The sequence below is a fragment of the Comamonas resistens genome, assembly GCF_030064165.1.
Taxonomy (GTDB): Bacteria; Pseudomonadota; Gammaproteobacteria; order Burkholderiales; family Burkholderiaceae_C; genus Comamonas; species Comamonas resistens.
This window is the reverse complement of sequence record NZ_CP125947.1, coordinates 4,432,799-4,458,604: the sequence shown is the minus strand read 5'-3', so window position 1 is coordinate 4,458,604 and position 25,806 is coordinate 4,432,799. Positions and strand designations below refer to the sequence as shown.

22 protein-coding genes and 2 tRNA genes are annotated in these 25,806 nt (G+C 59.8%); 23 read left to right on the top strand and 1 reads right to left on the bottom strand.

Annotated features, from left to right (window positions below):
* Positions 1 to 10: 10 nt before the first annotated feature.
* From QMY55_RS20750 to QMY55_RS20640, 23 genes are all read left to right on the top strand, one after another.
* Positions 11 to 86, top strand: a tRNA-Asn gene (locus QMY55_RS20750).
* A gap of 47 nt (positions 87 to 133) precedes the next feature.
* Positions 134 to 208: transfer RNA gene (locus QMY55_RS20745), tRNA-Thr, on the top strand.
* A 235-nt stretch (positions 209 to 443) separates the two neighbouring features.
* Positions 444 to 989 carry a hypothetical protein gene (locus QMY55_RS20740; RefSeq protein ID WP_283486000.1) on the top strand — a complete coding sequence of 182 codons (546 nt, stop codon included), beginning with the start codon at positions 444 to 446 and terminating at the stop codon, positions 987 to 989.
* Positions 986 to 2,713, top strand: a complete 1,728-nt coding sequence (locus QMY55_RS20735) for a type I secretion system permease/ATPase (RefSeq protein WP_283485999.1) — start codon at positions 986 to 988, stop codon at positions 2,711 to 2,713. Before QMY55_RS20740 ends, QMY55_RS20735 begins: the two co-directional genes overlap by 4 nt.
* A gap of 49 nt (positions 2,714 to 2,762) precedes the next feature.
* A complete protein-coding gene (locus tag QMY55_RS20730) occupies positions 2,763 to 4,490 on the top strand; it encodes a type I secretion system permease/ATPase (RefSeq protein ID WP_283485998.1) in 1,728 nt (575 codons plus the stop codon).
* 62 nt (positions 4,491 to 4,552) lie between these two features.
* Positions 4,553 to 5,920: an HlyD family type I secretion periplasmic adaptor subunit gene (locus QMY55_RS20725; protein ID WP_283485997.1), complete on the top strand. Its 1,368-nt coding sequence runs from the start codon at positions 4,553 to 4,555 to the stop codon at positions 5,918 to 5,920.
* A 4-nt stretch (positions 5,921 to 5,924) separates the two neighbouring features.
* Positions 5,925 to 7,307: a TolC family outer membrane protein gene (locus tag QMY55_RS20720; RefSeq protein ID WP_283485996.1), complete on the top strand. Its 1,383-nt coding sequence runs from the start codon at positions 5,925 to 5,927 to the stop codon at positions 7,305 to 7,307.
* A 6-nt stretch (positions 7,308 to 7,313) separates the two neighbouring features.
* Positions 7,314 to 8,060, top strand: coding sequence for a glycosyltransferase family protein (locus tag QMY55_RS20715; protein ID WP_283485995.1), 747 nt, complete (start codon positions 7,314 to 7,316; stop codon positions 8,058 to 8,060).
* A gap of 272 nt (positions 8,061 to 8,332) precedes the next feature.
* Positions 8,333 to 9,223, top strand: coding sequence for an acetylglutamate kinase (gene argB / locus QMY55_RS20710; protein ID WP_283485994.1), 891 nt, complete (start codon positions 8,333 to 8,335; stop codon positions 9,221 to 9,223).
* Positions 9,223 to 10,353: an acyltransferase family protein gene (locus tag QMY55_RS20705; RefSeq protein WP_283485992.1), complete on the top strand. Its 1,131-nt coding sequence runs from the start codon at positions 9,223 to 9,225 to the stop codon at positions 10,351 to 10,353. Before argB ends, QMY55_RS20705 begins: the two co-directional genes overlap by 1 nt.
* Positions 10,354 to 10,407: 54 nt before the next feature.
* On the top strand, positions 10,408 to 11,127 hold the full coding sequence (locus QMY55_RS20700) for a response regulator transcription factor (protein ID WP_283485991.1): 720 nt from the start codon (positions 10,408 to 10,410) through the stop codon (positions 11,125 to 11,127).
* A gap of 138 nt (positions 11,128 to 11,265) precedes the next feature.
* Positions 11,266 to 12,765: a sensor histidine kinase gene (locus tag QMY55_RS20695; RefSeq protein ID WP_283485990.1), complete on the top strand. Its 1,500-nt coding sequence runs from the start codon at positions 11,266 to 11,268 to the stop codon at positions 12,763 to 12,765.
* Positions 12,766 to 12,941: 176 nt separating this feature from the next.
* Complete coding sequence (slmA, locus tag QMY55_RS20690) at positions 12,942 to 13,637, top strand: nucleoid occlusion factor SlmA (protein WP_283485989.1); 696 nt, start codon at positions 12,942 to 12,944, stop codon at positions 13,635 to 13,637.
* 310 nt (positions 13,638 to 13,947) lie between these two features.
* On the top strand, positions 13,948 to 14,787 hold the full coding sequence (locus QMY55_RS20685) for a TetR/AcrR family transcriptional regulator (protein WP_283485988.1): 840 nt from the start codon (positions 13,948 to 13,950) through the stop codon (positions 14,785 to 14,787).
* Positions 14,788 to 14,834: 47 nt separating this feature from the next.
* A complete protein-coding gene (locus QMY55_RS20680; protein ID WP_283485987.1) occupies positions 14,835 to 16,631 on the top strand; it encodes an acyl-CoA dehydrogenase C-terminal domain-containing protein in 1,797 nt (598 codons plus the stop codon).
* An 81-nt stretch (positions 16,632 to 16,712) separates the two neighbouring features.
* A complete protein-coding gene (locus QMY55_RS20675; RefSeq protein ID WP_283485986.1) occupies positions 16,713 to 17,156 on the top strand; it encodes a DUF2147 domain-containing protein in 444 nt (147 codons plus the stop codon).
* Positions 17,157 to 17,237: 81 nt separating this feature from the next.
* Positions 17,238 to 19,640 carry a 3-hydroxyacyl-CoA dehydrogenase/enoyl-CoA hydratase family protein gene (locus QMY55_RS20670; RefSeq protein WP_283485985.1) on the top strand — a complete coding sequence of 801 codons (2,403 nt, stop codon included), beginning with the start codon at positions 17,238 to 17,240 and terminating at the stop codon, positions 19,638 to 19,640.
* 180 nt (positions 19,641 to 19,820) lie between these two features.
* Positions 19,821 to 21,017, top strand: a complete 1,197-nt coding sequence (locus tag QMY55_RS20665) for an acetyl-CoA C-acyltransferase (protein WP_283485984.1) — start codon at positions 19,821 to 19,823, stop codon at positions 21,015 to 21,017.
* A gap of 12 nt (positions 21,018 to 21,029) precedes the next feature.
* Complete coding sequence (locus QMY55_RS20660) at positions 21,030 to 21,968, top strand: alpha/beta hydrolase family protein (protein WP_283485983.1); 939 nt, start codon at positions 21,030 to 21,032, stop codon at positions 21,966 to 21,968.
* 37 nt (positions 21,969 to 22,005) lie between these two features.
* Positions 22,006 to 22,839 carry an acyl-CoA thioesterase gene (locus QMY55_RS20655; RefSeq protein ID WP_283485982.1) on the top strand — a complete coding sequence of 278 codons (834 nt, stop codon included), beginning with the start codon at positions 22,006 to 22,008 and terminating at the stop codon, positions 22,837 to 22,839.
* Positions 22,840 to 22,892: 53 nt separating this feature from the next.
* Positions 22,893 to 23,681 (top strand): enoyl-CoA hydratase, encoded by a 789-nt coding sequence (locus QMY55_RS20650; protein ID WP_283485981.1) that lies wholly within the window; start codon positions 22,893 to 22,895, stop codon positions 23,679 to 23,681.
* Between the two features lie 138 nt (positions 23,682 to 23,819).
* On the top strand, positions 23,820 to 24,341 hold the full coding sequence (locus tag QMY55_RS20645) for a thioesterase family protein (protein WP_283485980.1): 522 nt from the start codon (positions 23,820 to 23,822) through the stop codon (positions 24,339 to 24,341).
* A gap of 254 nt (positions 24,342 to 24,595) precedes the next feature.
* Positions 24,596 to 25,198: a bactofilin family protein gene (locus QMY55_RS20640; RefSeq protein WP_283485979.1), complete on the top strand. Its 603-nt coding sequence runs from the start codon at positions 24,596 to 24,598 to the stop codon at positions 25,196 to 25,198.
* 92 nt (positions 25,199 to 25,290) lie between these two features.
* On the opposite strand, the gene QMY55_RS20635 is transcribed toward QMY55_RS20640, so the two are convergent.
* On the bottom strand, positions 25,291 to 25,755 hold the full coding sequence (locus QMY55_RS20635; RefSeq protein ID WP_283485978.1) for an acyl-CoA thioesterase: 465 nt from the start codon (positions 25,753 to 25,755) through the stop codon (positions 25,291 to 25,293).
* Between the last annotated feature and the right edge of the window lie 51 nt (positions 25,756 to 25,806).

The window sequence follows — 25,806 nt, the reverse complement described above, 5'->3', positions numbered from 1 at the left end:
TTCCCTGTTTTCCCCGATAGCTCAGTCGGTAGAGCGACGGACTGTTAATCCGCAGGTCCCTGGTTCGAGCCCAGGTCGGGGAGCCATTCAGCTAGGTTTCAAATCAATGTCCGTGCATGCATGTACGGCATTCGCCCATGTGGCTCAGTGGTAGAGCACTCCCTTGGTAAGGGAGAGGTCGCGGGTCCGATTCCCGCCATGGGCACCACCATATTCACCGGCCTGCGCCATGCGCAGCGCCGGTTTTTTGCTTTTCTTACTCCTGATTTTTTATTCCAGGGAAGCCATCCCGTACCCAGCCTATGGGTTTGATGCGGTTTTTTTGCCACGGATGCGGAGTTTTAACTTCCTATATGAATTTCATATAGGAATTACTGCTAGACTGCGCGTCAGACATGGATGACATTCTTCGCATTCCCTTGAACGTGACGCCGCAGCAAGTCATGCGCTTGCAGGCTTTGCAGCACGGTTTTGCACGGTTGTGCAATGCGCTGGCGCCTGTGGTGCGTAGCACCAAGGTCTGGAACCGGGTGGCATTGCACCATTTGACCTATCGCCAGTTGCGTGACGAGTTTCCCGAAATGGGTTCGCAGATGGTGTGCAACGCCATTTATTCGGTGTCGCGGACATGTCGGGTGGTGTTTCAGCATCCAGCAAGCCCTTTTCATCTGGAGCGCTTGGGCGATGCGGGCCTGCCGCTGCTGCGTTTTGCGGACACCTGCCCGGTGTATTTCGACCGCCATACGTTGAGCCTGAAGGATGGGCAGTTGTCGATGTTCACGTTGGATGGGCGAATGCGCTTTCAGCTGATGCTGGATCCGCGCGACGAAACCCGTTTTCAGCAGCAGAAGATGCGCGAGATTGTGCTGGAAGGGGATGCTGAGCGCGGTTATGCCTTGTCTTTCCTGTTGGGTGAGGCGCAGGTGCAAGGTCACAGCGATCCGGTGGCGGAGATTCCCGAATACATACTGGTTGAAGAGTCGATATGAGAACGAATCAGAGCGAAGATGCAGAGTTGCGTGCGGTGCTGGCGCAGTTGCGCCCTTATTTTGTGCGCACGGCATGGTTCAGCGTGTTTTCTGCCGTGCTGGTGCTGGCACCTTCAGGATATATGCTGGAGGTATATGACCGTGTGGTGAACAGCCGCAGTCATATGACGCTGGCGATGCTGACGCTGGCGGTGATTCTGGCGTATGTGTTGCTGGAGGTGATGGAATGGGCGCGTGCGCATGTGATGTACGAGGCAGGCGAAGCCTTTGACAAGCGCATGCGCAGGCGCGTATTTGATGCGGTGTTTCAGGCTGGAGCCCAGCGTTCGGCCCTGGGCTCGCAGCAGGCATTCAATGATTTGCGGACAGTGCGCGACTTTTTTCACTCGCCGTCGATATTGGCGATTCTGGAAGCTCCTGTTGCCTTGCTGATGGGCGTGCTGCTGTTTTTGATCAGCCCCTATTTGGGAGTCTCTGCCCTGGTCTTTGGCACGATACAGGCTCTGGTGGCTTGGCTCAATGAGCGCAGCACCAAGCCGCCGCTGATGCAGGCTAACCAGACGGCCATTGAGGCGCAGCGCTACGCGGATGGAGCCTTGCGCGATGCCGAAGTGATTCACGCGATGGGCATGCTGCGCAGCTTGCATTCGCGTTGGGTGCAGCGTCAACGCAAGTTCTTGCAATTGCATGCGCAGGCATCTCAGGCGGCCGGTGGCTTTCAGGCGGTGACTCGTCTGGTACAGAACACTTTGAGTTCGCTACTGCTGGGGTTGGGCTGCTTTCTGTTGCTGCATAACGATTTGCATGGTGGTCCGGGCATGATGATCATCGGCTCAATTCTGGGGGGGCGAATGCTGGCGCCACTGGTGCAGGTGGTGGCCCAGTGGAGCGGGGTGGTAAATGTGCGTGATGCTTGGAGTCGCCTCTCCAAACTGTTGCAGGCGGTGCCAGCACAGGCTCCAGCAATGCCTCTGCCTGCCCCAAAGGGCGCGGTGCGTGTGGAGCAATTGGTGGCCGGAGCCCCGGGTTCTGCGCAGCCCATCATCCGTGGCGCACAGTTTGAATTGCAGCCCGGCGATGTGTTGGCCGTGATTGGGCCTTCCGCGGCGGGTAAGACTACTTTGGCGCGCTTGCTGGTTGGGTTGTGGCCGTCCATGAGTGGCAAGGTTAGGCTGGACGGGGTGGATCTTTACGGCTGGGACAAGGCTGAGGTCGGTCCGTATATCGGCTACCTGCCTCAGGGCGTGGAGCTGTTTGAAGGATCGGTGGCTGAGAATATCGCCCGCTTCGGTAAACCGGATCAGGAACTCGTGGAGCAGGCTGCACGCGCTGTAGGCCTGCATGAGCTGATTTCCTCCCTGCCAGGTGGCTATGAATGCAAGGTTGGGCCTGGTGGTGTTCGCCTGTCTGGCGGTCAGCGTCAGCGCGTGGCTCTGGCTCGAGCCTTGTATGGCGAGCCGACTTATGTAGTGTTGGATGAGCCCAATTCCAGCCTCGACGAGGAAGGCGATGCAGCCCTGGCGCGAGCTATTGTGCAGGCGAGTTCAAGGGGCGCCACGATCGTGGTGATCACGCACCGTACTAGCGTTTTATCCGTGGCCAGCAAGCTGTTGGTGATGCGTGACGGTCAGCAGCAGGCCTTTGGTCCGCGCGATGAAGTGTTGGCTGCGTTGAATGCGGCTGCGCGTGCGCCTGCTGCGGGCACTTTGGCGCGTGCCGCGTAAATCTTTGCTGAGTGGGCCGGCTTGCCTGTTTTTTTGAAAGATCACATTAATGAGTTCCCCTGCTTTTTTTGAGCGCAGTGAACTGACGCGCGCGCTATGGCTGTTTCGCCGGGAGTTCGTGCTGGTAGCGGTGCTGAGTATGGTGGCGAATGTGCTTATGTTGGCGCCTACGCTGTATATGCTTCAGGTCTTTGACCGGGTGATGGTCAGTCGCAGCGAGCTGACGCTACTGGCGATGTCGCTGATCACGCTGTTTCTGTTTTTGGTTATGGCTGGGGCGGAGTGGATGCGCTCCCGTGTACTGGTGCTCTCGGGACAACGTCTGGATTCGGTGCTGAGCTCCCGAGTCTTTCATGCCAGCTTCGAGACCAATTTGCAGCAGCCGGGCGTGGCGTCGACACGGGCTTTTGGCGACTTGGTGCAGTTGCGTCAGTTTTTGACGGGACAAGGCATTTTTGCGTTGTTCGATACACCCTGGACACCTGTTTATATGGCGGTGCTGTTTCTGCTGCACCCTATGCTTGGTTGGGCTTCGATTGGCTTTGCATTGGTGCAGGGGGCTTTGGTCTGGTTCGGTCACCGCAAGGCGGTGGCTCCTTCGGAGAGGGCGCAGGAGGCGAGCAGAGAGTCTGCGGAATATCTGCAGGGCAAGTTACGCAATGTCGAGGCACTGGTGCCCATGGGTATGGTGGAGAACCTGAGAGGACATTGGCTCAAGCGCTACGAGAAGATGTTGGGCGCACAAAGTCATGCGCATGATGTGAGTGAGCGTCTGGCCGTGATCAGCAAGTTCATCCGTTATACGCAGCAGTCGCTGGCATTGGGATTGGGGGCGCTGTTGGTGATTGATGGCCAGCTGTCTCCGGGCGCGATGATCGCGGCCAATGTGCTGATGTCTCGTGCGTTGGCTCCCATTGATTCGCTGGCCAATGTCTGGAGGGCATTTATGGGAGCTAAGGGGGCATTTGACCGGCTGGAGAAGCTTTTGCAGGACAACCCAGGACATGATCCTGCTTTGTCGCGTACAGCACCCTCGGGACGACTGGGCCTGCGCGATGTGGTAGCGGTGGCATTGACACGTGAGCAGCCTATTTTGAAAGGCGTGAGCCTGGATGTGGAGCCGGGAACGGTCACGGTGGTGTTAGGACCGTCGGGGTCGGGTAAATCGACGCTGGCCCGCTGCATGGTAGGAACATGGCCTCATATGAGTGGAGAGGTGCTGCTGGACGAGCGGCCGCTGGCAGGTTGGAATCGAGATGAACTGGGGCCGTTTATCGGCTATTTGCCTCAGGACATTGAACTGTTTGATGGCTCTATCGCCGAAAACATTGCTCGCATGGGTGAAGTCGATGCCGCTCGGGTGATTGCTGCTGCCCAGGCTTCAGGTCTACACGAAATGATTTTAAGTTTCCCTAAGGGCTATGACTCTCCGATAGGGGAGAGCGGTGGACTGTTGTCTGGAGGGCAGCGTCAGCGTATCGGCTTGGCCCGAGCGATTTATGGTGAACCGCGCCTGGTTGTGCTGGATGAGCCTAATGCCAACCTGGACGATGTGGGCGAGGCAGCGCTGGTGACGGTGGTGGGAGAGCTGAAGGCCAAGGGCAGTGCCGTGGTGTTGATCAGCCACCGGCCTGGAGTGCTGGCGGTTGCAGATCGGCTGGTGGTTCTGAAGGACGGGATCGTGCAGGCTGATGGTGCGCGTGATGTGGTGCTGCAGCGTTTGCGTGCTGCAGCAGCTCCTGCTGGCAAGACCGAAGGTGTGCCGGCGCTCGCCTAATTTCTCTTCTTCGACATTTTTCCGGGAAGGCTTTGGGTCCTTCCCTTATGTGAGTTTGATATATGGCTAACTCCTTGATTTCTGAAAACAAAGACTTGCTACCTGCAGCTCCCACGGATGCTGCGGATGCTGCAGCGCATGGAAAGACGGACCTGGGCCGCGCCGGGCGCGTAGGCCTATGGGCGTTGGGTATTGGATTTGGTGGTTTTCTGCTGTGGGCTGCTCTGGCTCCTTTGGACGAAGGGGTGCCAGGACCGGGGACGGTGGCGCTGGATACCAAGCGTAAGGCGGTTCAGCACTTGAGCGGCGGCATTGTTCAGCAGGTGATGGTGCGCGAGGGCGATGAGGTGCGTCAGGGCCAAGTGCTGATCAAGCTTGATGATGCGGTGGCTAAGGCCAACTATGAGGGGGTGCGTCAGAGCTATTTTGGCGTGCTGGCCATGCTGGGGCGATTGCAGGCAGAGCAAGCAGGTGCGGCCAAGATTCAGTTTGCCCCTGAGTTGGGGGAGGCGGCTTCCAAGGATGCTCAGATTCAGCGGCTAGTGCAGAACCAGGAACAGTTGTTCGTTGCGCGCCGCGCGCAGTTGAAGGCGGATCTGCAATCGATTGAGGAAAGCATTCAGGGTCAACAGGGCCAGTTGCAGGCCTACAAGATGATGGCGGAGAGCCGCAAGGGGCAACTGCAACTGCTGCAGGATGAATTGGGTCCTCTGCGCGAGTTGGTCAAAGAGGGTTATGCGCCACGCAACCGCCAACTGGAGCTGGAGCGCTCGCAGGCGGATATTCGTACTTCCATGGCGGATCTGCAGGGCAATACGATGCGTGCGATGAGCAGTGTGGCGGAGTTGCGCCAGCGTGCGCTGTCGCGGCAGCAAGACTATCGCAAAGAGGTTGAGACCCAGTTGGCCGATGTAAGCCGCCAGGCGCTGACTGACGGCGAGCGCTATCGGGCGGTGAGCAATGATCTGGAGCGTACGGAGATTCGTTCTCCGGCCGATGGTCAGGTGGTGGGTCTGGCGGCACAGACGGTGGGTGGCGTGATCCAGCCGGGCCAGAAGTTGATGGATATTGTGCCAAAGGGAGCGCCGCTGTTGCTGGAGGCTCATGTGGCTCCACACATGATCGACCGCGTGCGTGCAGGCATGCCTGTGGACGTACGATTTTCGTCATTTGCCAATTCGCCACAACTGGTGGTGCAGGGGGAGGTTGAGTCGATCTCGGGAGACTTGTTGTCGGACCCCACAGGGACCAATTCGTATTATCTGGCGCGGGTGGCGGTGACAGGCGAGGGGCTTAAGCGCCTGGGCCAGCGTCAGTTGCATCCTGGCATGCCGGTTGAAGTGATTTTTAAGGGCGGAGAGCGCACTATGCTGACCTATCTGTTGCATCCGCTGACCAAACGTCTGGCCGCGTCCATGACGGAGGAGTGAACGTATGCACCGTTTGCAAACCATGAATAGTGTTGTTGTGGCAAATGGCAAGAGCAGGCCGCTGGTAGCGCGTACCTGTGTGGCCTTGGCCATCGGTATGCTGCTAGCGCCTGCCTGGGCCTTGGATTTGCGCCAAGCTTATGAGGCCGCGGAGCGCAACGATGCGAGTATTCGTGCTTCACGTGCAGCGGCAGATTCTGCGCGAGAGAAGCTGCCTCAGGCCAAGTCTCAGCGGCTGCCCAATGTCTCTTTCAATGCGGGGGCCAACCGCAATAATCTGAGGACGAGTACGGATTCCATTTACGGACCGGTTTCCTATACCACCAACTACAACAGTAACAATCAGGTGTTGCAGTTGCGCCAGCCGATTTACCGACCCTATGTCAGTGCCTTGGTGAGCCAGGCCGAAGCTCAGGTCGAAGATGCAAATGCTTCTCTGGAGCGCGATGAGCAAAGCTTGGTTGTTCGGGTTTCGGAAGCATATTTCGATGCCTTGCTGGCGCGAGCGCAACTGGATTTGATAGCAGCTCAGAAGGCCGCTTATGCGGTACAGCTGGCCGCTGCTGAAAAGGGATTCAAGGCTGGTACGGGCGTGCGTACGGATATCGATGAAGCCCAGGCACGTGTCGATATGTCGCGGGCCCAGGAGTTGGAGGCTGCACAGAATGTGGAGTTCACGCGCCGACGCATGGAAGTGCTGGTGGGCAAGCCTGTGGATGCGTTAGCGGACTTGAATGTGCAAGGATTCAAGCCAGCGCCCCCTGCGCCAGCAAACTTGGAGGATTGGATTGCCAGAGCTGAGGAAACCAGCCCGCAATTGCGCGCGCTGCGGGCACAGTTTGACGCAGCGAAGATGGAAATTGAAAAAGCCAAGGCAGGTCACAAACCGACGCTGGATGCGGTGGCGGGCTGGTCGCGCTCGGACAGTGATACTGTGACCAGCGTGAACAATGTCTACAACCAGAAGTTCATTGGTGTGCAACTGACGGTGCCGTTGTATGCAGGGGGGTATGTTAATTCGACCGTGCGCCAGGCTGTGGCAGATAGTGAGCGTGCGCGTGAGGCCATGGAGGCGACTCGGCTTGATCTGGGAACCAAGGTGCATGAACAGTATCGCGCGATGACCGAAGGCGTGCTGCGCATTGCTGCATTGGAGCAAGCGGTGCGTTCTGCCCAGCAAGCGGTGGAGTCCAGCCGTAAATCCTTCCAGGCGGGTGCGCGTACGACGGTGGATGTGCTCAATGCCGAGCAGCAGCGCACCACGGCCCTGCGTGATTTGGCCCAGGCCCGCTATGCCTATCTGCTGGCGCGTATCCGTTTGCAGTCTCTCGCCGGCCAAGACCGTTGGGCCAGCGTAGACCAAGCTAACGCGAGTCTGAGCAAGTAAGAGCACGTGAAAGAGTCACGCTGTCTGCTGGTGTCCGTGGTCAGCCATGGGCATGTCGAGCAAGTGCAAGCTCTGCTGGAGCAGTTGGCGCGCAGCAGTGCTGCGCATATTGCACGTGTGGTGGTGACGCACAATGTGCCGGAGCCCGCGCTGAGGGCGCCAGCCAATGGTTGGCCATTTCAGTTGCAACTGGTGTTCAATAGCCGACCGCAAGGCTTTGGCGCCAATCACAATCAGGCTTTGCATGGTGCTCAGGAGTCGTTTGTTTGCGTGCTCAACCCTGACGTGGAATTGATCGCCGGACAGGAGCCTTTCGAGGCTTTGTTGCAGGCCGCATCTCTGCCTGGCGTGGGCTGCGCTTATCCACAGCAAGTGGATAAGCTGGGGTTGCCACAAGACTGCGAGCGGGAAACGCCTACGCCGCTGGCGCTGTGGCGACGCTGGGTTCTGAGGCGTCCTCAACGACGGGTGGACTGGGTCAATGCCGCCTGCATAGTCCTGCCTTTGCCCATTTGGCAAACGGTGAAGGGCTTTGACGAGGCGTATTTCATGTACTGCGAGGATGTGGATCTGTGTCTGCGCGTGCGCCTGGCCGGCGGTCGGTTGCAGCGTGCCGAAGCATGGGTAGTGCACGCGGGACAGCGTGCAAGCCACCACCAGTTCTGGCATTTGCTGTGGCATGTGTCCAGCCTGTTGCGACTGTGGCGCTCACCGACTCTATGGCGGACGTTGTGCATGAAGCCGCAGGCGTAGTCGGGTCTGAATATGCATTGCGATTCTTTGCTAAAGGGCGCTGTTGCAGAAATCGATGCTTGGCAGGTTTTAGGCTCTGACAGGCATAGCTGGAAATTGGGGTTGCTCACTATAGAGGTTCCCTATCGTCGGGTTTCTGCGCTGCAAGAGTCAAAATGTCTGAGCGGCTACCTCCAGTCATCGTTCACGAGTCCTTTTTTGGTTTTCCTGCTGCGTTGCGGCACAATGCCCGCCGTTGTCAATCAAATTTTGAGCCCAGCGGCCTTTTCTCCATGACCTCCACTATCTCTATCGCCCCCCGCGACAAAGCCGAAATCCTTGCTCAGGCTCTGCCCTATATCCGCAAGTTCCATGGCAAGACCATGGTCATCAAGTATGGCGGTAACGCTATGACTGATCCTGCCTTGCAGGCGGACTTTGCCGAAGATGTAGTGCTGCTCAAGCTCGTGGGTATCAATCCGGTAGTGGTGCATGGTGGTGGACCTCAGATTGAGGCGGCGCTAGGACGTCTGGGCAAAAAGGGCGAGTTCATCCAGGGCATGCGCGTGACCGATTCGGAAACCATGGAAGTGGTGGAGTGGGTGCTGGCTGGCGAGGTGCAGCAGGACATTGTGGGTCTGATTCATCAGGCGGGCGGCAAGGCCGTGGGTCTGACGGGGCGCGATGGCGGTCTGATTCGCGCCAAGAAGCTCAAGATGGTGGACAACAAGGATCCAAGCATCGAGCATGATGTGGGTCAGGTTGGCGATATCGTGGCCATCGACCCCAGCGTGGTGAAGGCGCTGCAGGACGATGCCTTTATTCCCGTGATTAGCCCCATCGGCTTTGGCGAGGAAAACGAGAGCTACAACATCAATGCCGATGTGGTTGCCAGCAAGCTTGCAACGGTGTTGCAGGCCGAGAAGCTGGTGCTGCTGACCAACACGCCTGGCGTACTGGACAAGGCCGGTAATCTGCTGACTGACCTGACGGCGCGCGAGATTGACGGTCTGTTTGCCGATGGCACGATTTCGGGCGGCATGCTGCCCAAGATTGCGGGGGCGTTGGATGCTGCCAAGGCTGGCGTCAATGCCGTGCACATCATTGACGGTCGAGTGCCGCATTCCATGCTGCTGGAAATCCTGACCGAGCAGGCTTATGGCACCATGATTCGCAGCCATTGATGAAGCGCGTTGAATTCGATGGTCCGGATGTTCTAGCTGGACCATCTTCGGCGCATGTTTCGTCCGAACCAGGTGTGCTGCTGAGCCATGTTTTGCAGCGCGATCACAATAATCTGGATGTGGTACGACTCATTGCCGCATGCATGGTGATTTATGGTCATGCGAATGCCCTTGTGCCTCCTCAATTGGCGAAAGGGGACTGGGTGGCTGAGTGGTTGGCGTTTGATTACAGTGGGTCGCTGGCCGTCAAGATATTCTTCTTTCTCAGTGGGCTGGTTGTCACCAACAGCCTGCTGAGCAAGCGTTGCCTCATACAGTTCGCATTGGCACGAATATGGCGTATCTGGCCTGCCTTGCTGGCTGTATTGCTTGTGTCGGTTTTTATACTGGGGCCGATGGTGACTTCAGTCGACATGAAGGAATTCCTCGAGAGCACTGAGGCCAGACTGTATCTGCTTGGCAATATAAAGATGCAGATTCAGTTCTCGCTTCCGGGCGTTTTTGTTGGGCAAAGCAATAGCGCGGTTAATGGCTCTTTATGGAGCTTACCTTATGAAGTAGGTGCATATTGCCTTTTGGCTGCGGCATTCGCCTTGGGAGTGCACAGGAGTCCAAGGCTGGCACTTTTTATCACGGCATTGATATGCGTAGATCCGCTATTGCCTCAGCGCTTGCTGTTTTCATGGCGGACTTCAAATGCGGGAGTCGATTCATTAGCTCCCTGCTTTGCCATTGGTGCTTTGATGGCTTTGTACAAGAACAATATCCGTATTAGCTGGATGCCTGTATTGGGTTTGAGTATTTTATATATTGGATTCCGTCAAACATCTTATGCACACTATCTTTTATATGGTGCTTTGTTTTTCGGGATTCTTTATGTTTGTAGCCGCTCCTGGATGATAAAAAGGCGCTTGAAGATTGATATATCCTATGGCGTTTATCTTTGGGGGTGGCCGGTGCAGCAATTGCTCGTGTATTTTTATCCGGATATGGGTGTGCAATTGCATCGTGTGCTTGCAATTGCCCTGGCTTGTGCTTTCGGTGTACTGTCTTGGTACTGGGTTGAGAAGCCGGGCATTGCGATAGGGCGGTGGCTATATGAGTGGTACAACAGAAAATTTGCCATTTAGCCTGCGAGGGGATCCAAGCCATTATGCACGGTGATAAGACAATGAGGTGAGCGAATGCGATTGTTGTTGGTGGAAGATGATGTGATGGTGGCCAGCGGTATCAAGCTGGGTCTTTCCGATGCCGGCTACGCCGTCGACTGGGTGGGCAGCGCCGAGCGTGCGCTGGAGGTGCTGGCCCAGGAGGCCTTTGATGTGGCGGTAATCGATATCGGTCTGCCAGGCATCAATGGTCTGGAGCTGACGCGCCGTCTGCGCGGCAGCGATGTGGAAAGCAAAGCCATGCCGGTACTGATCCTGACGGCGCGTGATGCGCTGCAGGACCGGGTGCAGGGCCTGGATTGGGGCGCTGACGACTATATGGTCAAGCCCTTCGAGCTACCCGAGCTGCTGGCGCGTCTGCGTGCGCTGATGCGCCGCTCTCAGGCGGCGACTTCGGCGGTGCTGAATTTTGGCTGCATCGAGCTGGATACGGCCGGCCGCCGTGCCGGCGCCCGCCAGTTGCCCCAGGAAGGCGAAACCGAGGGTAAGCTGCTGCCCATTGACCTGGGGCCGCGCGAGTGGACGGTGCTCGAGTATCTGTTGCTCAACGCTCCCAAGCCTGCCAGCAAGGAGAAGCTGCTGCAGGCGCTGACCGGATGGGATCGCGAGATTACACCCAATGCGGTGGAAGTTTATGTTTCGCGTCTGCGCAGCAAACTGGAGCCGCATGGTGTGGCATTGCGTTCGATTCGCGGTTTTGGTTATCGCCTGGAGCTGATGCCCGAATCTGCCTAAGACTTTTGAATGAATAGCAGCTTGCGCTTGATGAATATGCAGTTTCAATACATTTGATATTGAATACATCTAATAACAAGCGCAATCAGCTCTGATATTGATAGCTATCCCTTTCTTCGCTTTCCATCTTCACTTTGAATGACCGCCAATCTGCGCTTTCGCCTGCTGGTTCTGCTGCTGGTGCCTTTGATGCTGTTGGCGGCCATGGGGGGCTGGTTCAGCTACAGCGCGGCCGACGAGGCGTCCACCCAGCATGACCAGCGGCTGCTGCGCCTGCTGCCTGCGCTGGCAGATTCGGTGCTGGCCCCTTCGATTGCCGACGACACGCCGCCCCTGGTGTCTTTGACGCCGGCAATCGAGGACTTTCTGCGCAGCCAGGGCGATGAGGTGGGGTATGCCATTGGCGACCTGCGCGGCCATGTGGTGGCCGGCGATGCCTGGATCCGCTTTGATGTGCCGGCGACGGGCACGGCCGAGTTCCACAGCCAGGAGCACGATGGCGTGACCTATCGCGTCGGCGTGCTCAAGGCAGAAACCTATGGTGCGGGCGAGATGGTCGTCATGCTGGCCGACAGTTCCGATGTGCGACAGCAATGGGTGCGCCAGCTGTTGATGCATGTGCTGCTGCCCAATCTGCTGCTGATCGCGGGCGCGGCAGTGGCCATCTATTGGTCGGTCAGCCGCGCCTTCAAACCACTGCACAAGCTGACCCAGGCGGTGGAGCGTCGCTCGCCCCGGGATTTGAGTCCCATCAACGAGGAAACTTCTCCGGCTGAAGTGCGTCCGCTGGTCAGGTCGCTCAATCGCCTGTTCTCTCTGGTCAATGCGCAGGCTGAAGGTCAGCGCCGCTTCGTTGCCGATGCGGCCCATCAGCTGCGCACGCCACTGGCAGCGCTGCAGGCGCAGGTGGAGGCCTGGGCCCTGAGTGCCCAGGAGGCACAGCGCATTGCCAAGCGTAGCGGAGAGCAGGCGCAGGTTGTGCTCAATGTGGAACAGATCGAGCAATTGCGCGATGCCACGCGCCGTACCTCCCAGCTGGCGCGTCAGTTGCTGGCACTGTCACGTGCCGATGCGCGCAATGCCGAGGTGCAGCCGCTACAGGAGGTCGACCTCAAAGAGCTGTGCGAGAGCATGCTGGAAACCTTTATCGACCGGGCATCGGCCAAAGGGCTGGACTTCGGCCTGGAGGTGCAGCCCGCCTCGGTCTGGGGGCATAGCTGGCTGCTGCGTGAACTGGTCTCCAATCTGGTGGAAAACGCCATCAAATACACGCCCAAAGGCGGCAGTGTGACGCTGGGCTGCGGTTTGCGAACCCAGCCTTTGGGCACGGACGATGCCTGTTTGCTCAACCAGCCTGGGGTGAAGCAATGGGCATTTGTCGAAGTGGACGATGATGGCCCGGGCGTTCCAGAAGAGGAGCGCAGCCAGATTACCCAGCGTTTTTATCGTGCGCAGGGCGTTGCAGAAGAAGGTACAGGACTGGGTTTGGCAATTGCCGACGAGATTACCCAGTTGCACCAGGGCGTGCTGAGTTTTGCTGACGGTAGCTTTGGCAAGGGTTTATTGGTGAGACTCGAATTACCAGTGCAACCGGTTTCGGAAGGCAGTGTTGATATATCTGAAGGCAGGCGAGCCTGATTTCTCGGTTACCCTTGGGAGTTGGTGAGAGCGGAGGTTGTGAATTCGGGGCGGATATATATCCACATGTTCATGCGACATGTCTGGGCGTACCTGACAACCTGCCGACAGAGGGCAGTCCTGTGCTTAACAGTGCAAGTGGCTGTGAGAAAATTGCTGCAAATACTGAGTCGCCTATGTCTGAGTCTGAAGTTCTGTCGCCTGTTTCCATTATTGAAAATCCAGCAGAGGGCGCCAATGTCACTCCTGCCCTGGCACCGGCGCGCAAGCGCCCCAAGCCGGGTGAACGCCGAGAGCAAATCCTGCAGGCTTTGGCCACCATGCTGGAAAAGCCCGGTGCCGACCGCATCACCACGGCTGCGCTGGCTGCTCATCTGAGCGTGAGCGAAGCCGCTCTGTATCGCCATTTCGCCAGCAAGGCGCAGATGTTCGAGGGCCTGATCGAGTTTATCGAACAGTCGGTCTTCTCGTTGGTGCAGCAAATCGTGGGCCGTGAAATACCTGATGCGCCGCACGATCCGATCGAAGGTGTGCGCAACGCCAACCGTGTGATTGCCCTGCTGCTGCAATTCGGCGAGAAGAACCCCGGCATGGTGCGTGTGATGGTCGGTGATGCCATCGTGTTCGAGCATGAGCGTCTGCAGGCACGCATGAACCAGTTCTTTGACCGTATCGAGTCCACGCTGCGCCAGTGCCTGCGCCCCGCCGCTGGCGCCATGGGATCGGCCACGCCAACGGCCGAAGCCTCGGTGGCGGCCAGCGTGCTGACATCGTTTGCGCTGGGTCGCTTGCAGCGCTATGCGCGCTCGGGATTTCGCCGCGCGCCTACCGAGCATCTGGAGGCCAGCTTGGCTATGATGGTGGTGGTCTGAGCAGGGCGCTGACGGATGTCAGCGCCTCATGGAAATGGGAAAACGCCGCAGTCTTTGGCTGGCGGCGTTTTTTATTGCCGGGCCGCCCCAAGATAAAAATGCCGGGGCCGCCTAGGTCCTCTTGGAGGGGCAGCGAACCACACGCAGTGGGGAGCGTGGAGTGCCATTTTTCATGAAACAAGGATGGAAGAAGCCTTGTCTCACTAGGGAAAGCCTGGCTCTTAAACGTTAGGTGTTTACCCTTGATGGCATCGGTGAATCGACGGAATTTGTGCAAAATAGAACGAACGTTCGTTTTATTGGATATCGCATGGCCTCGTCTCCCGTCACCCGTTCTTCGACCTCTCGTGCAGCGCCCAAGGCCGGGGCTGTGGCTGGCCGACCCTCCGCCCGCTCGGCGCGGGCTGCTGGTGATTTGCATGGGTCGAAAGCCGGTGCAGGCAAGAGCGCATCGGCAGCAGCGCTGGACAAGTCTGTCAAAGCCGAAGCGCTAGCGCAAGACCTGACAAGCCCCAGGCTGCGCCCTGCAGCCACCAGCAGCCGTACCCTGGCCAAGGGCCAGCAGACCAAGGCCACGATTGTGGAGGCTGCACTCGGCCTGGCAACCCATATCGGCCTGGAAGGCCTGTCTATCGGCGCGATTGCCGAACTCACAGGAATGAGCAAATCGGGCGTATTTGCCCATTTTGGCTCGCGTGAGGAGTTGCAGATTTCCGTGGTTCATGAATACCACGACCGCTTCGAGCAAGAAGTGTTCTACCCCGCGATTGAAGCGCCTCGCGGCATTCCTCGTTTGCGTGCGCTGTTCGACAACTGGATGAAGCGCAGCTCTCTGGAAATCGACTCGGGTTGCATCTACATCAGCGGCGCTGTCGAGTTCGATGACCGTACCGGCCCCGTGCGCGATGCGCTGGTCGAGTCTGTCAGCACCTGGCACGCGGCCATGCGCCGCACGATCGTGCAAAGCCGCGAGTGCGGTGACCTGCGTGCCGATGTCGATGAAAACCAGCTTTTGTTCGAGATTCACGGCCTGATTCTGGCCTTGCACTATGAGGCGCGCTTTCTGCGCAGCGAGGGCTCCATGGAGCGCGCCAAAACAGGTTTCAACAATATTTTGGCCTGTTATGCCACCAAGCCACTGGACGCATAAGGCGGCCAGAGACTCTATCCACACCACCAAAGCACAGGAGAAGACAAATGCCCAGCTACAACCCACCACTGCGTGATATGCAATTCCTCATGCATGAGGTCTTCAAGGTCACCGAGTCCTATCAGCAAATGCCCAAGCATGCGGATGTGGACGTGGACACCATCAATGCCGTGCTGGAAGAAGCGGGCAAGTTCGCCGCCAATGTGACCTTTCCGCTGAACATCAGCGGCGATGCCGAAGGCTGCACGCTGGACAAGAGTACCCACGCAGTCACCACGCCCAAGGGCTTCAAGGAGGCCTATGCCCAGTTCGTGGAAGGTGGCTGGCCCGCGCTGTCCTGCGATCCCGAATATGGCGGCCAGGGACTGCCCATGGCGCTGAACTCGGCGCTGTATGAAATGCTCAACAGCGCCAACCAGGCCTGGACCATGTATCCCGGCCTGTCGCACGGCGCTTATGAAGCCCTGCACGCCTACGGCACGCCCGAGCAGAAGAAGACCTATCTGGGCAAGCTGACCAGCGGCGAGTGGACCGGCACCATGTGCCTGACCGAGCCCCACTGCGGCACCGACCTGGGCCTGCTGCGCACCAAGGCCGAACCTCAGGCCGACGGCACTTACAAGATCACCGGCAACAAGATTTTCATCTCGGCCGGCGAGCATGACTTCACCGACAACATCGTGCACCTGGTGCTGGCCCGTCTGCCCGATGCGCCTGCCGGCTCCAAGGGCATCAGCCTGTTTGTCGTGCCCAAGTTCCTGGTCAAGGCCGATGGCTCGCTGGGCGAGCGCAACCCCATCTTCTGCGGCGCGCTGGAGCACAAGATGGGCATCCACGGCAATGCCACGGCACAGATCAATATCGACGGCGCCATCGGCACCCTGGTGGGCGAGCCCAACAAGGGCCTGCAAGCCATGTTCGTGATGATGAACGCCGCGCGCCTGGGTGTGGGCAACCAGTCGCTGGGCCTGACCGAAGTGGCGTTCCAGAACGCTCTGGCCTATGCCAAGGACCGCCTGCAGATGCGCAGCCTGTCAGGCACCAAGGCCAAGGACAAGCCGGCCGACCCTATCATCGTCCACCCCGATGTGCGCCGCATGCTGATGACGGCCAAGGCCTATGCCGAAGGCGGTCGCGCGCTGTCCACCTTCAGCGCCTTGCTGATCGACACCGAACTCAACCACCCCGACGAAAAAGTGCGCAAGGACAGTGCCGATCTGGTGGCACTGCTGACGCCCATCGTCAAGGCCTTTATCACCGACAACGGCTGGATCTCCACCACGGCCTGCCAGCAGGTCTATGGCGGCCATGGCTTCATCACCGAATGGGGCATGGAGCAGTTTGTGCGCGACAACCGCATCAACATGATCTATGAAGGCACGAACGGCGTGCAGGCGCTGGACCTGCTAGGCCGCAAGATACTGGGCAACCAGGGCGCCACGCTCAAGAAGTTCGGCAAGCTGATCGCCAAGCTGGTGGAGGAAGAGGGCGTCAACGAGAAGATGAGCGAATTCATCACGCCCATCGCCACGCTGGGCGACCAGATGACCAAGTTCACCACCGAAATCGGCTTCAAGGGCATGCAGAACCCCGACGAAGTGGGCTCCGCATCGGTGGACTATCTGCGCGTTGCCGGTCACCTGGTGTTCGGCTATCTGTTTGCCCGCATGGCGCAAGTGGCGCTGCGTGAGATCGGCAACGGCAATACCGACCCCTTCTACCTGGCCAAGCTGCAGACCGCGCGTTTCTACTTTGCCAAACTCTTCCCCGAAACCGCATCGCTGATGCGCACCGCGCGTGCCGGCAGCAAGTCCCTGATGGACACCGACGCTGCTCTGGCCTGACGCTTCTGAAAGCATGCTGCTCCTGAAATGGGAGCTTCATGCGCTGATTCATCCTGAAATTCAGATTAAAGGAATCCGGATATGAAGAAGATTCAAGCGGTAGCTGCTCTGGTTTTGGTAGTTGGTGGTTGGTCCACAGCCTGGGCGCAGATGACGCCCGTAGGCGTGTGGCGCAGCATCGATGAGAAGGAAGGCACGCCCAAGGCCGAGGTCAACATCACCGAAGCCAATGGTGTGGTCACCGGCAAGGTGCAGGCCCTGCTGCGCAAGGGGGCCGATCCCCATGCTCTGTGCACCGAGTGCAAGGACGAGCTCAAGGACAAGCCCGTGGTCGGCATGACGCTGATCAGCAACGTCAAGAAGGTCGAAGGCAAGGAAGTCTGGGAGGGCGGCAAGATCCTCGACCCCGAAAACGGCAAGACCTACACCGTGCGCCTGACGCCCGTGGACGAGGGCAAGAAGCTGGAAGTGCGCGGCTCCATCGGTCCTTTCTGGCGTACGCAGACCTGGATTCGCGTTCAGTAAATCTCAAGACAAAAACAGCCAGCGCCTCTGTCCCGTGCTTTATCCGTGGCAAGGCCGCTGGCCCTTAATGGAACATAGCTCATGTCCCGATTCAATGTGAAGAAAGTCGCCGTGCTGGGCGCGGGCGTGATGGGTGCGCAGATCGCGGCCCATCTGGTCAACGTCAAGGTGCCGGTCATCCTGTTCGATCTGCCCGCCAAGGAGGGCAGCAAGAGTGGCATCGCCGAGCGTGCCATTGCCAATCTGAAGAAGCTCAAGCCCTCGCCCATCGGCGTGGCCGAGGACGTGGACCTGATCCAGCCGGCCAACTACGAAGAGCATATGAAGCTGCTCAAGGGCTGTGACCTCATCATCGAGGCCATTGCCGAGCGCATGGACTGGAAGCTCGATCTGTATCACAAGATCGCCCCCTTTGTGGCCAAGCATGCGCTGGTCGCATCCAACACTTCGGGCCTGTCGATCACCAAGCTCAGCGAAGCGCTGCCCGACGCCATCAAGCCGCGTTTTTGCGGCATCCACTTCTTCAACCCGCCGCGCTATATGCCGCTGGTGGAGCTGATCAACACGCCGACCACCAAGCCCGAAGTGCTGGATCAGCTCGAGGCCTTTGTCACCAGCGGCCTGGGCAAGAGCGTGGTTCGCGCCAAGGATACGCCCAACTTCATCGCCAACCGCATCGGCATCGCCGGCATGCTGTCCACCATGAAGGAAGTCGAGAACTTCGGCCTGTCTTTTGACGTGGTGGACGACCTCACGGGCAAGAAGCTGGGCCGTGCTTCCTCGGGCACCTTCCGCACCGCCGACGTGGTGGGCCTGGACACCATGGCCCACGTCGTCAAGACCCTGCAGGACAATCTGAGCCTGGAGACCGACCCCTTCTACGGCAGCTTCGGCACGCCACCCGTGCTGGCCAAGCTGATCGAGCTGGGCAATCTGGGCCAGAAAACCAAGAAGGGCTTTTACAAGAAGGTCGGCCGCGACATCTTCCAGTTCGAGCTGGACAGCGAGGACTACATCCCCGCAGGCGGCAAGGCCGATGAGGTCTATGGCCGCATGCTCAAAAAGCCCGCGGCAGAGCGCCTGAAACTGCTGCGCAATGCCGAGGGCAAGGAGGGCCAGTTCCTCTGGGCCATTCTGCGCAACAGCTTCCACTACGCCGCCGTGCACCTGGAGACTATTGCCGATTGCGCACGCGACGTGGATCAGGCCATGCGCTGGGGCTTCGGCATGAAGCAAGGCCCGTTCGAGCTGTGGCAGGAAGCCGGCTGGCTGGAAGTGGCCAAGATGATCCAGGAGGACATAGCCGCTGGCAAGGCGCTGTGCAAGGCACCGCTGCCCCAGTGGGTCTTCGAAGGCCCGGTGGCCGAGGCTGGCGGCGTGCACACGGGCAATGGCTCGTGGAGCCCTGCGCAGAACCAATTCGTGCCGCGTCGCGTGCTGCCCGTGTATGAGCGCCAGCTCTTCCCCGAAAAGCTGCTCGGTGAAACCAATCTGCCCGACTGGCAGACGGCGGGCACGACGATTGCCGAAACCAAGGCGCTGCGCACCTGGACTCTCGACGGCCAGGTACTGATCGCCAGCATCAAGAACAAGATGCACGCTATCAGCCCCGAAGTCATGGAAGGCCTGATGGAGGCCGTGGACACCGCCGAGAGCGACTTCGACGGCATGGTCATCTGGTCTGGCGACGCACCTTTCAGCGTGGGCGCCGACCTGGAGGCCACCATGCCTGCCTTTGTGATCGGTGGAGCGGACGCCATCGAGAGCATCGAGCAGGAGCTGCAGAACCTGATGCTGCGCCTGCGCTATGCGCAAGTGCCCGTGGTCTCGGCCATCCATGGCATGGCCCTGGGCGGCGGCTGTGAAATGGCGGTCTACTCGGCCCGCCGCGTGGCCCATATGGAAAGCTATATCGGCCTGGTCGAGGTTGGCGTGGGTCTGGTGCCCGGTGCCGGCGGCCTGACCTATATCGCCCGCCGCGCGGCGGAAAACGCTGCCACCAGCACGGGCAAGGATTTGCTGCCCTTCCTGACCGAAGGCTTCACGGCCGCGGCCATGGCCAAGGTGGGTACCAGCGCCATCGAGTCGCGCAAGCTCGGCTATCTGCTGGACAGCGACATCGTCGTGGCCCATAAGGACGAGGTGCTGTTCGTCGCCATCAACGAAGCCAAGGCCATGGCCGCCAGCGGCTGGCGTGCTCCGCACAAGCGCAGCTTCCCCGTGGCAGGCCGCAGCGGCCAGGCCACGATCAAGGGCTCGCTGGTCAATATGCGTGATGGTGGCTTCATCAGCGAGTTCGACCAGCACATCGCCAGCCTGATTGCCAATGTGGTCTGCGGCGGCGATGTGGATGCCGACACGCTGGTAGATGAGGCCTATCTGATGAGCCTGGAGCGCAAGGCTTTCTGCCATCTGATTGCCCACCCCAAGACCCATGAACGCATCCTGGGCATGCTCAACACCGGCAAGCCGGTGCGCAACTGATTTGATATGAGCATCCCCCTGAGTCGCTGCGCGCCTTCCCCCTTCTCTCGCTTTGCGGGAAGGGGGACGCCAGCAATGCTGCGGGGCGGCTCTTGCTCGCTGGCTGCTGGTATGCGCCGCGAAGTAATTGAAGCCTTGCACACAGGGTAAAGAGCTAAGAGACAACCAAGGAATTTGGTCATGAAACAAGTACAAGACGCCTATATCGTTGCTGCCACGCGCACGCCCATCGGTCGCTCGCACAAGGGCTTTTTCCGCAACTACCGTCCCGACGATCTGCTGGCCACTACGCTCAAGGCCGCGCTGGCCCAGGTGCCCAGCCTGGACCCCAAGGCCATCGAGGACATCGTCTGCGGCTGTGCGATTCCCGAAGGCCAGCAGGGTCTGAATGTGGCGCGCATCGGTGCCGTGCTGGCGGGCCTGCCCACCAGCATCGGCGGCATTACCGTCAACCGCTTCTGCGCCTCTGGCCTGTCGGCCGTGGCCATGGCGGCAGACCGCATCCGCGTCGGTGAAGCCGATGTGATGATTGCAGCAGGCGTGGAGAGCATGAGCATGGTGCCCATGATGGGTAATTCGCCCAGCCTCTCGCCCAGCATCTTCGAGCGTGATGGCGACGTGGGCATTGCCTACGGCATGGGCCTGACGGCAGAGAAGGTGGCCCAGCAGTGGAAGGTCTCGCGCGAGGCGCAGGATGCGTTTGCACTCGAATCGCACCGCCGCGCGATCGCCGCGCAGCAGGCTGGCGAGTTTGCCGCCGAGATCACGCCGATCGAAGTCACCGACCGCACGCTGAACATCGCCACGGGCGAGACCATGTCCAGCACGCGCACCGTGAGTCTGGACGAAGGCCCGCGCCCCGATACCAGCCTCGAAGGCCTGGCCAAGCTGCGCACCGTGTTTGCGGCGCGCGGCTCGGTCACTGCGGGCAACAGCTCTCAGACCAGCGACGGTGCGGGAGCGCTGATCATTGCCAGCGGCGATGCCGTCAAGCGCTTTGGCCTGACGCCGCTGGCGCGCTTCGTCAGCTATGCCAGCAAGGGCGTGCCGCCCGCCATCATGGGCATAGGCCCCATCGAAGCCATTCCCGCCGCGCTGCGCTACGCGGGCCTCAAGCAGGACGATATCGACTGGTACGAGCTCAATGAGGCTTTTGCAGCCCAGTCCCTGGCGGTGATCAACACCTTGGGTCTGGACCAGAGCAAGGTCAACCCCATGGGGGGGGCAATTGCGCTGGGCCACCCGCTGGGCGCGACCGGAGCCATACGTGCGGCCACCGTGGTCCATGCGCTGCAGCGCAAACAGCTCAAGTACGGCATGGTGACCATGTGCGTGGGCATGGGCCAGGGCGCGGCGGGCATTTTCGAACGCGTCTGAGGCCGCACCGCCATGCAGTCCGCCACACAGGCTGTCGTGCAGTGGATGGAGATGGCTCTGCCCATCTCCAACGGTGCCAGGGCCCTGGCCTTGCGCCAGTGCCAGCCGCAGGCCGGGAAAGCGCTGGCGCAGCTTGTCGTGGCGCCAGCAATGGGTGTGCAGCAAAGCTATTACCAGAGCTTTGCAAGCTGGCTTGCCGAGCAGGGCTATGGCGTGACCACGTTTGACTACCGGGGCCATGGCCTGTCGCTGCAAGGCCCGCTCAGGGGTGCCAAGGCCGATCTGCTGGATTGGGCACAGGATTGCGAACTGGTGGCATCCCACATCAGGCAGCAGTTCCCCGGTCAGGCCCTGGTCTGGATCGGCCACAGCGTGGGCTCGCAGCTGCCCGGGCTGGCTTCGCTTCCCATGCCCATTGATGGCCTGCTCTCCGTGGGCAGCGGCAGCGGTTACTGGCGCGACAACGCAGCGCCCACGCGGCGTCTGGTTCGGCTTTTCTGGTGGGGCATCGCTCCTCTGGCCACGGCGCTGTGCGGCGGCTTCCCGGGCCGCAAGCTGGGCATCATCGGAGACCTGCCGGCTGGCGTGCTGTGGCAATGGCGGCGCTGGTGCCTGAACCCGAACTATGGCATCGGTGCCGAGGGTGAATGGGCCGCCCAGGCCTATGCGGCGGCTCTCTATCCGCTGCACGCCCTGTATTTCGAAGACGATGAAATGATGTCGCTGGCCAGCGTGCAGTCGCTGGTGGACTGGTACCAGAACGCTCCGAGCTTCCTGGAGCGCGTGGATCCGGCCATCGCGCCCAAGGGGCGCATAGGCCATATGGGGTATTTCCGAGAGGAAATGCGTGAGCTACTGTGGCGGCCCCTGTTGCCATTGCTGCAAAGCTGGAGCCAGGGCAGCCGTAGCCCAGGCAAACCCTTGTTCGGGCCGCAAGAGTCACCTGCTTGACGGCTTTCATTCCTGCCCTTGCGCAACACTGAACCCTATGAGCACAGACAACCATCCTTTTGATCGCGCCGTGGCCCTGGTGGCCACCGGAGTGCCGGGCCAGTATCAGGGGCAAGCCTCGCAGGATTACTGGAATATGGTCGGCCCCTACGGCGGCATTACCGCCGCGTCCCTGGTACGGGCCATGCAGCAGCATCCCCAATGCCTGGGTGACCCGGTATCCATCACCGTCAACTACGCAGCGGCCGTGGGAGCGGGGGCCTTTGTGATCGATGCCAATCCCGTGCGCACCAACCGTTCCACCCAGCATTGGCTGCTGACGGTCAAGCAGGCCGATGAGGCCGGTGTGATGCAGGTGATAACCACCGCAACGGCCGTGACGGCTGCACGGCGTGAAACCTGGAGCGCGACCGATCAGCCCATGCCGGCAGTGACACCCGCTGCCGATGTGCCGCGTGTGCCTGCGCTGGTGGGGGCGGTGGAGTGGCTCAACCGCTATGAAATGCGCTTTCTGGACGGCATGCTGCCCATGAAGGAGGATGGCACCGAGCACGACAGCCAGAGCCGGCTCTGGGTGAGAGACAATCCGCCGCGTCCGCTGGATTTCGCATCGCTGGCTGCGGTCTCCGATGTGTTCTTTCCGCGGGTGTGGTTGCGCCGTGCCAAACGTGTGCCTGCAGGTACTGTATCCATTACCGTGTACTTCCATGCAGGACGCGAGGAGCTGGCTGCCGCGGGCGATGCACCTCTGCTGGCCCAGGCCCGCGGTCAGGAGTTTCGCAACGGCTTTTTCGACCAGACAGCACAGTTGTGGAGTGCGTCCGGCCAGATGCTGGCAAGCAGCCACCAGATCGTTTACTACAAGGAGTGAGCTGTCAGGCGGCAGCCGCGTTTCATCCCCATCCTTACTTCTAAAGCCCCCTTATGAGCGACACCCAACAAGACATCCTCGTGCACACCGAAGAAGGCGTCTGCACCATCACCTTCAACCGCGCAGACAAGAAGAACTCCTTTACCGAGGCCATGTACAGCGAAATGGCCAACACCCTGGCATCCGCCAAGAGCGATGCAGCCGTGCGCGTGGTGGTGTTTCAGGGGGATATCGCCATCTTCAGCGCGGGCAACGATATCGGCGACTTTCTCAAACAGGCCAGCACACCGGGCTCCGCAGGCGCAGATGCCCCCGTGTGGCGCTTTTTGCAGGAAGTCTCGGCCTTTCCCAAGCCGTTGATTGCGGCTGTCTGCGGCCCGGCCGTGGGCATTGGCACCACGCTGCTGCTGCACTGCGATCTGGTTTATTGCGGGGACAACGCGGCGTTCTCGTTGCCGTTCATCAACCTGGGTGTCTGCCCGGAAGCGGCTTCCAGCCTGCTGCTGCCGCAAATGCTGGGCTATCACCGCGCTGCGGAAGCCTTGCTGCTGGGCGAGCCCTTCATGGCCGAGGCAGCGCTGGAAGTGGGCCTAGTCAACCGTGTGGTGCCGCCCAGCGAATGCAACACCCTGGCCCAGATGCAGGCCAGGAAGCTGGCACGCAAGCCGCTGTCGTCGCTGATGGAAACCAAGCGCCTGATGAAGGGCGGACAGGCCAAGGCCGTGAGCGAGCGCATTGTGCAGGAAGGCGAAGTCTTTGCCCGCATGCTGCGCGAGCCTGCCGCCAAGGAGGCCCTGACAGCATTCATGGAAAAGCGCCATCCTGATTTCAGCAAATGCTGAAGCCGAGACATCGCGAAGCGGTGGCTTTTTGAGGATGTCTTTTCACAAGAAGCGCCATCCTGGCTGCAGCAAATGCTGATCTGAAATTCGCCCGTGGTAGGGCGAATTTTTTGACCTTTTCCTTTGTACGCAAAGCCTATGTCCTCCAAATCTGCCCATGCTTCACAGACCCACAAGAACGAACTGCTTGCAGCCGATGCAGCGCAGTTCGAGCCCGAATTCGTTGCGGGGTTGCGCGAGATCTTTGAAAAGCGCGTGGCCTTCAATCAGACCCTGGGGCTGACGATTGGCGAGATCACACCTGCGCGGGTCGAGGGCCGTATCCTCATGCGCCCCGAGCTGATCGGGCACTCGGCCTATCAGCGCATCCATGGTGGCGTGATCTCGGCCGGGTTGGACTCCATGGGCGGCCTGGCCGTGATGGCCGCCATTGCGGCGCGGCATATGGACGAGACGCCGCTGCAGCGCCTGCAGCGCTTCTCACGCCTGGGCACGATTGACCTGCGCGTCGATTACATGCGCCCCGGCATAGGTAAATCGTTTGTGCTCACGGCCAAGGTCTTGCGCCTGGGGTCGCGCGTGGCCAACACCCAGATGGAGTTCCTGTCGGCCGATGGCGAGCTGCTCTCGACGGGGACGGCCGCGTACATCGTCTCCTGATCGCCTTGATTCGATGTTCCTGAAAATATAGCTGGTAGCGCTTGTGCAGCAAGCGCCGGAGGCCGAAAAGGCTTGAAATTGGCTGAGTGAGCACTTGCAGGGATGCAGCCAAGTCTTTCATTTTGTGAGATCAGGCAATGGCTGAAAGTAGATGAAACTTATGAAAGCTTTGCTTACGGATATTGCGAGATAAGGGCAAATGTAGGCGTGAAGGCTCTCTAGGATCGGTGTTTTCTGACAAGGAGATTCCTGCAATGGCCGTGCAAAACCCGTTCTTTGGCAAGCGTGATGGCGATAGTTTTCCGCCTCGCAATCCCGTCACCGGTTTGTCCACAGGCAGTGCCAGCACGGCTAACAGTCTGGCCAGCAGCGGTCTGGGCAGCAATGCCTCATCGCAGAGCAGTGCTGCGGCACGTGGTGCGCAAGCTCCCGCTCCTGTAACCGAAGAGACCGGCGGCAGCAAGCTGACCGTGGGTCCCAACATCAAGCTCAAGGGCGTGGAGATCACCGACTGCGACACCCTGGTGGTTGAAGGCACGGTGGAGGCGACCATGAATTCGCGCGTCATCAAGATTGCCGAAAACGGCGCTTTTCATGGCACGGCCGAGATCGATATTGCGGAGATCCACGGTGAGTTCGACGGTACGCTGACCGTGCGCCAGAAGCTGGTGATCTTTGGTTCAGGCAAGGTCAGCGGCAAGATTCGTTACGGCAAGGTCGTCATCGAAGAGGGCGGCGAGTTGACCGGTCAGATCGAGGCCGGCACAGGTCCCAGCAGCACCCCATCGTCATGGGCCAGCAAGCCCGCCAGCGCACCTGCCTCAGCGAGCAGCGCGGATTCCACGGTCGTTGCCTGAGCCGTCTGAGTCAATAGAGCGAAAAGGCAGGCGGCGGGCCATGCAAAAAGCGACCCTCGGGTCGCTTTGCTTTTTGGCCGGAAGGCCTGCGCCTATGCGCGTGGAGCCTGGGCCGCGATTTTTTCGCGCCAGGCGCGGGTCTGCTCGGTATCTGGCAGGCTCTGGGGCTTGCCTGTGGTGTCGATGGCCACATAGGTCAATCGGGCCTCGGTCACCTTCACATACTTGCCCTGGTCGGAAAAGCGCTCGGCAAACACTTCCACATCCACGGCCACCGAGGTGCGGCCCACATGCTGCACGCCTGCGTAGAAGGACAGAATGTCGCCCACGCGCACAGGCTGCTTGAAAATGAACTCGTTGACAGCCACCGTCACCATGCGGGTGTGGCTGATACGCTGAGGCAGCACCGAGCCCGCAAGGTCCACCTGGGCCATGACCCAGCCACCGAAAATGTCGCCATTGGCATTGACATCGGCCGGCATGGGAACGACTTTGAGCACCAGCTCCTTGTCGGCTGGCAGTGCAACGCTGGGAAGGTCGGGTGAACGGGGTGGCATGTAAATATCTGACGCAAAAGGGAAAGCCGCATTGTCCCTCAACATCGGGTT

Coding starts and splice junctions, on each gene's coding strand:
- QMY55_RS20685 (WP_283485988.1), top strand. CDS start 13,948: ATGGCCTCGTCTCCCGTCACCCGTTCTTCGACCTCTCGTGCAGCGCCC.
- QMY55_RS20665 (WP_283485984.1), top strand. CDS start 19,821: ATGAAACAAGTACAAGACGCCTATATCGTTGCTGCCACGCGCACGCCC.
- QMY55_RS20645 (WP_283485980.1), top strand. CDS start 23,820: ATGTCCTCCAAATCTGCCCATGCTTCACAGACCCACAAGAACGAACTG.
- QMY55_RS20735 (WP_283485999.1), top strand. CDS start 986: ATGAGAACGAATCAGAGCGAAGATGCAGAGTTGCGTGCGGTGCTGGCG.
- QMY55_RS20655 (WP_283485982.1), top strand. CDS start 22,006: ATGAGCACAGACAACCATCCTTTTGATCGCGCCGTGGCCCTGGTGGCC.
- argB (WP_283485994.1), top strand. CDS start 8,333: ATGACCTCCACTATCTCTATCGCCCCCCGCGACAAAGCCGAAATCCTT.
- QMY55_RS20740 (WP_283486000.1), top strand. CDS start 444: ATGCGCTTGCAGGCTTTGCAGCACGGTTTTGCACGGTTGTGCAATGCG.
- QMY55_RS20675 (WP_283485986.1), top strand. CDS start 16,713: ATGAAGAAGATTCAAGCGGTAGCTGCTCTGGTTTTGGTAGTTGGTGGT.
- QMY55_RS20650 (WP_283485981.1), top strand. CDS start 22,893: ATGAGCGACACCCAACAAGACATCCTCGTGCACACCGAAGAAGGCGTC.
- QMY55_RS20720 (WP_283485996.1), top strand. CDS start 5,925: ATGCACCGTTTGCAAACCATGAATAGTGTTGTTGTGGCAAATGGCAAG.
- QMY55_RS20670 (WP_283485985.1), top strand. CDS start 17,238: ATGTCCCGATTCAATGTGAAGAAAGTCGCCGTGCTGGGCGCGGGCGTG.
- QMY55_RS20725 (WP_283485997.1), top strand. CDS start 4,553: ATGGCTAACTCCTTGATTTCTGAAAACAAAGACTTGCTACCTGCAGCT.
- QMY55_RS20635 (WP_283485978.1), bottom strand. CDS start 25,755: ATGCCACCCCGTTCACCCGACCTTCCCAGCGTTGCACTGCCAGCCGAC.
- slmA (WP_283485989.1), top strand. CDS start 12,942: ATGTCTGAGTCTGAAGTTCTGTCGCCTGTTTCCATTATTGAAAATCCA.
- QMY55_RS20695 (WP_283485990.1), top strand. CDS start 11,266: ATGACCGCCAATCTGCGCTTTCGCCTGCTGGTTCTGCTGCTGGTGCCT.
- QMY55_RS20680 (WP_283485987.1), top strand. CDS start 14,835: ATGCCCAGCTACAACCCACCACTGCGTGATATGCAATTCCTCATGCAT.
- QMY55_RS20700 (WP_283485991.1), top strand. CDS start 10,408: ATGCGATTGTTGTTGGTGGAAGATGATGTGATGGTGGCCAGCGGTATC.
- QMY55_RS20705 (WP_283485992.1), top strand. CDS start 9,223: ATGAAGCGCGTTGAATTCGATGGTCCGGATGTTCTAGCTGGACCATCT.
- QMY55_RS20640 (WP_283485979.1), top strand. CDS start 24,596: ATGGCCGTGCAAAACCCGTTCTTTGGCAAGCGTGATGGCGATAGTTTT.
- QMY55_RS20660 (WP_283485983.1), top strand. CDS start 21,030: ATGCAGTCCGCCACACAGGCTGTCGTGCAGTGGATGGAGATGGCTCTG.
- QMY55_RS20730 (WP_283485998.1), top strand. CDS start 2,763: ATGAGTTCCCCTGCTTTTTTTGAGCGCAGTGAACTGACGCGCGCGCTA.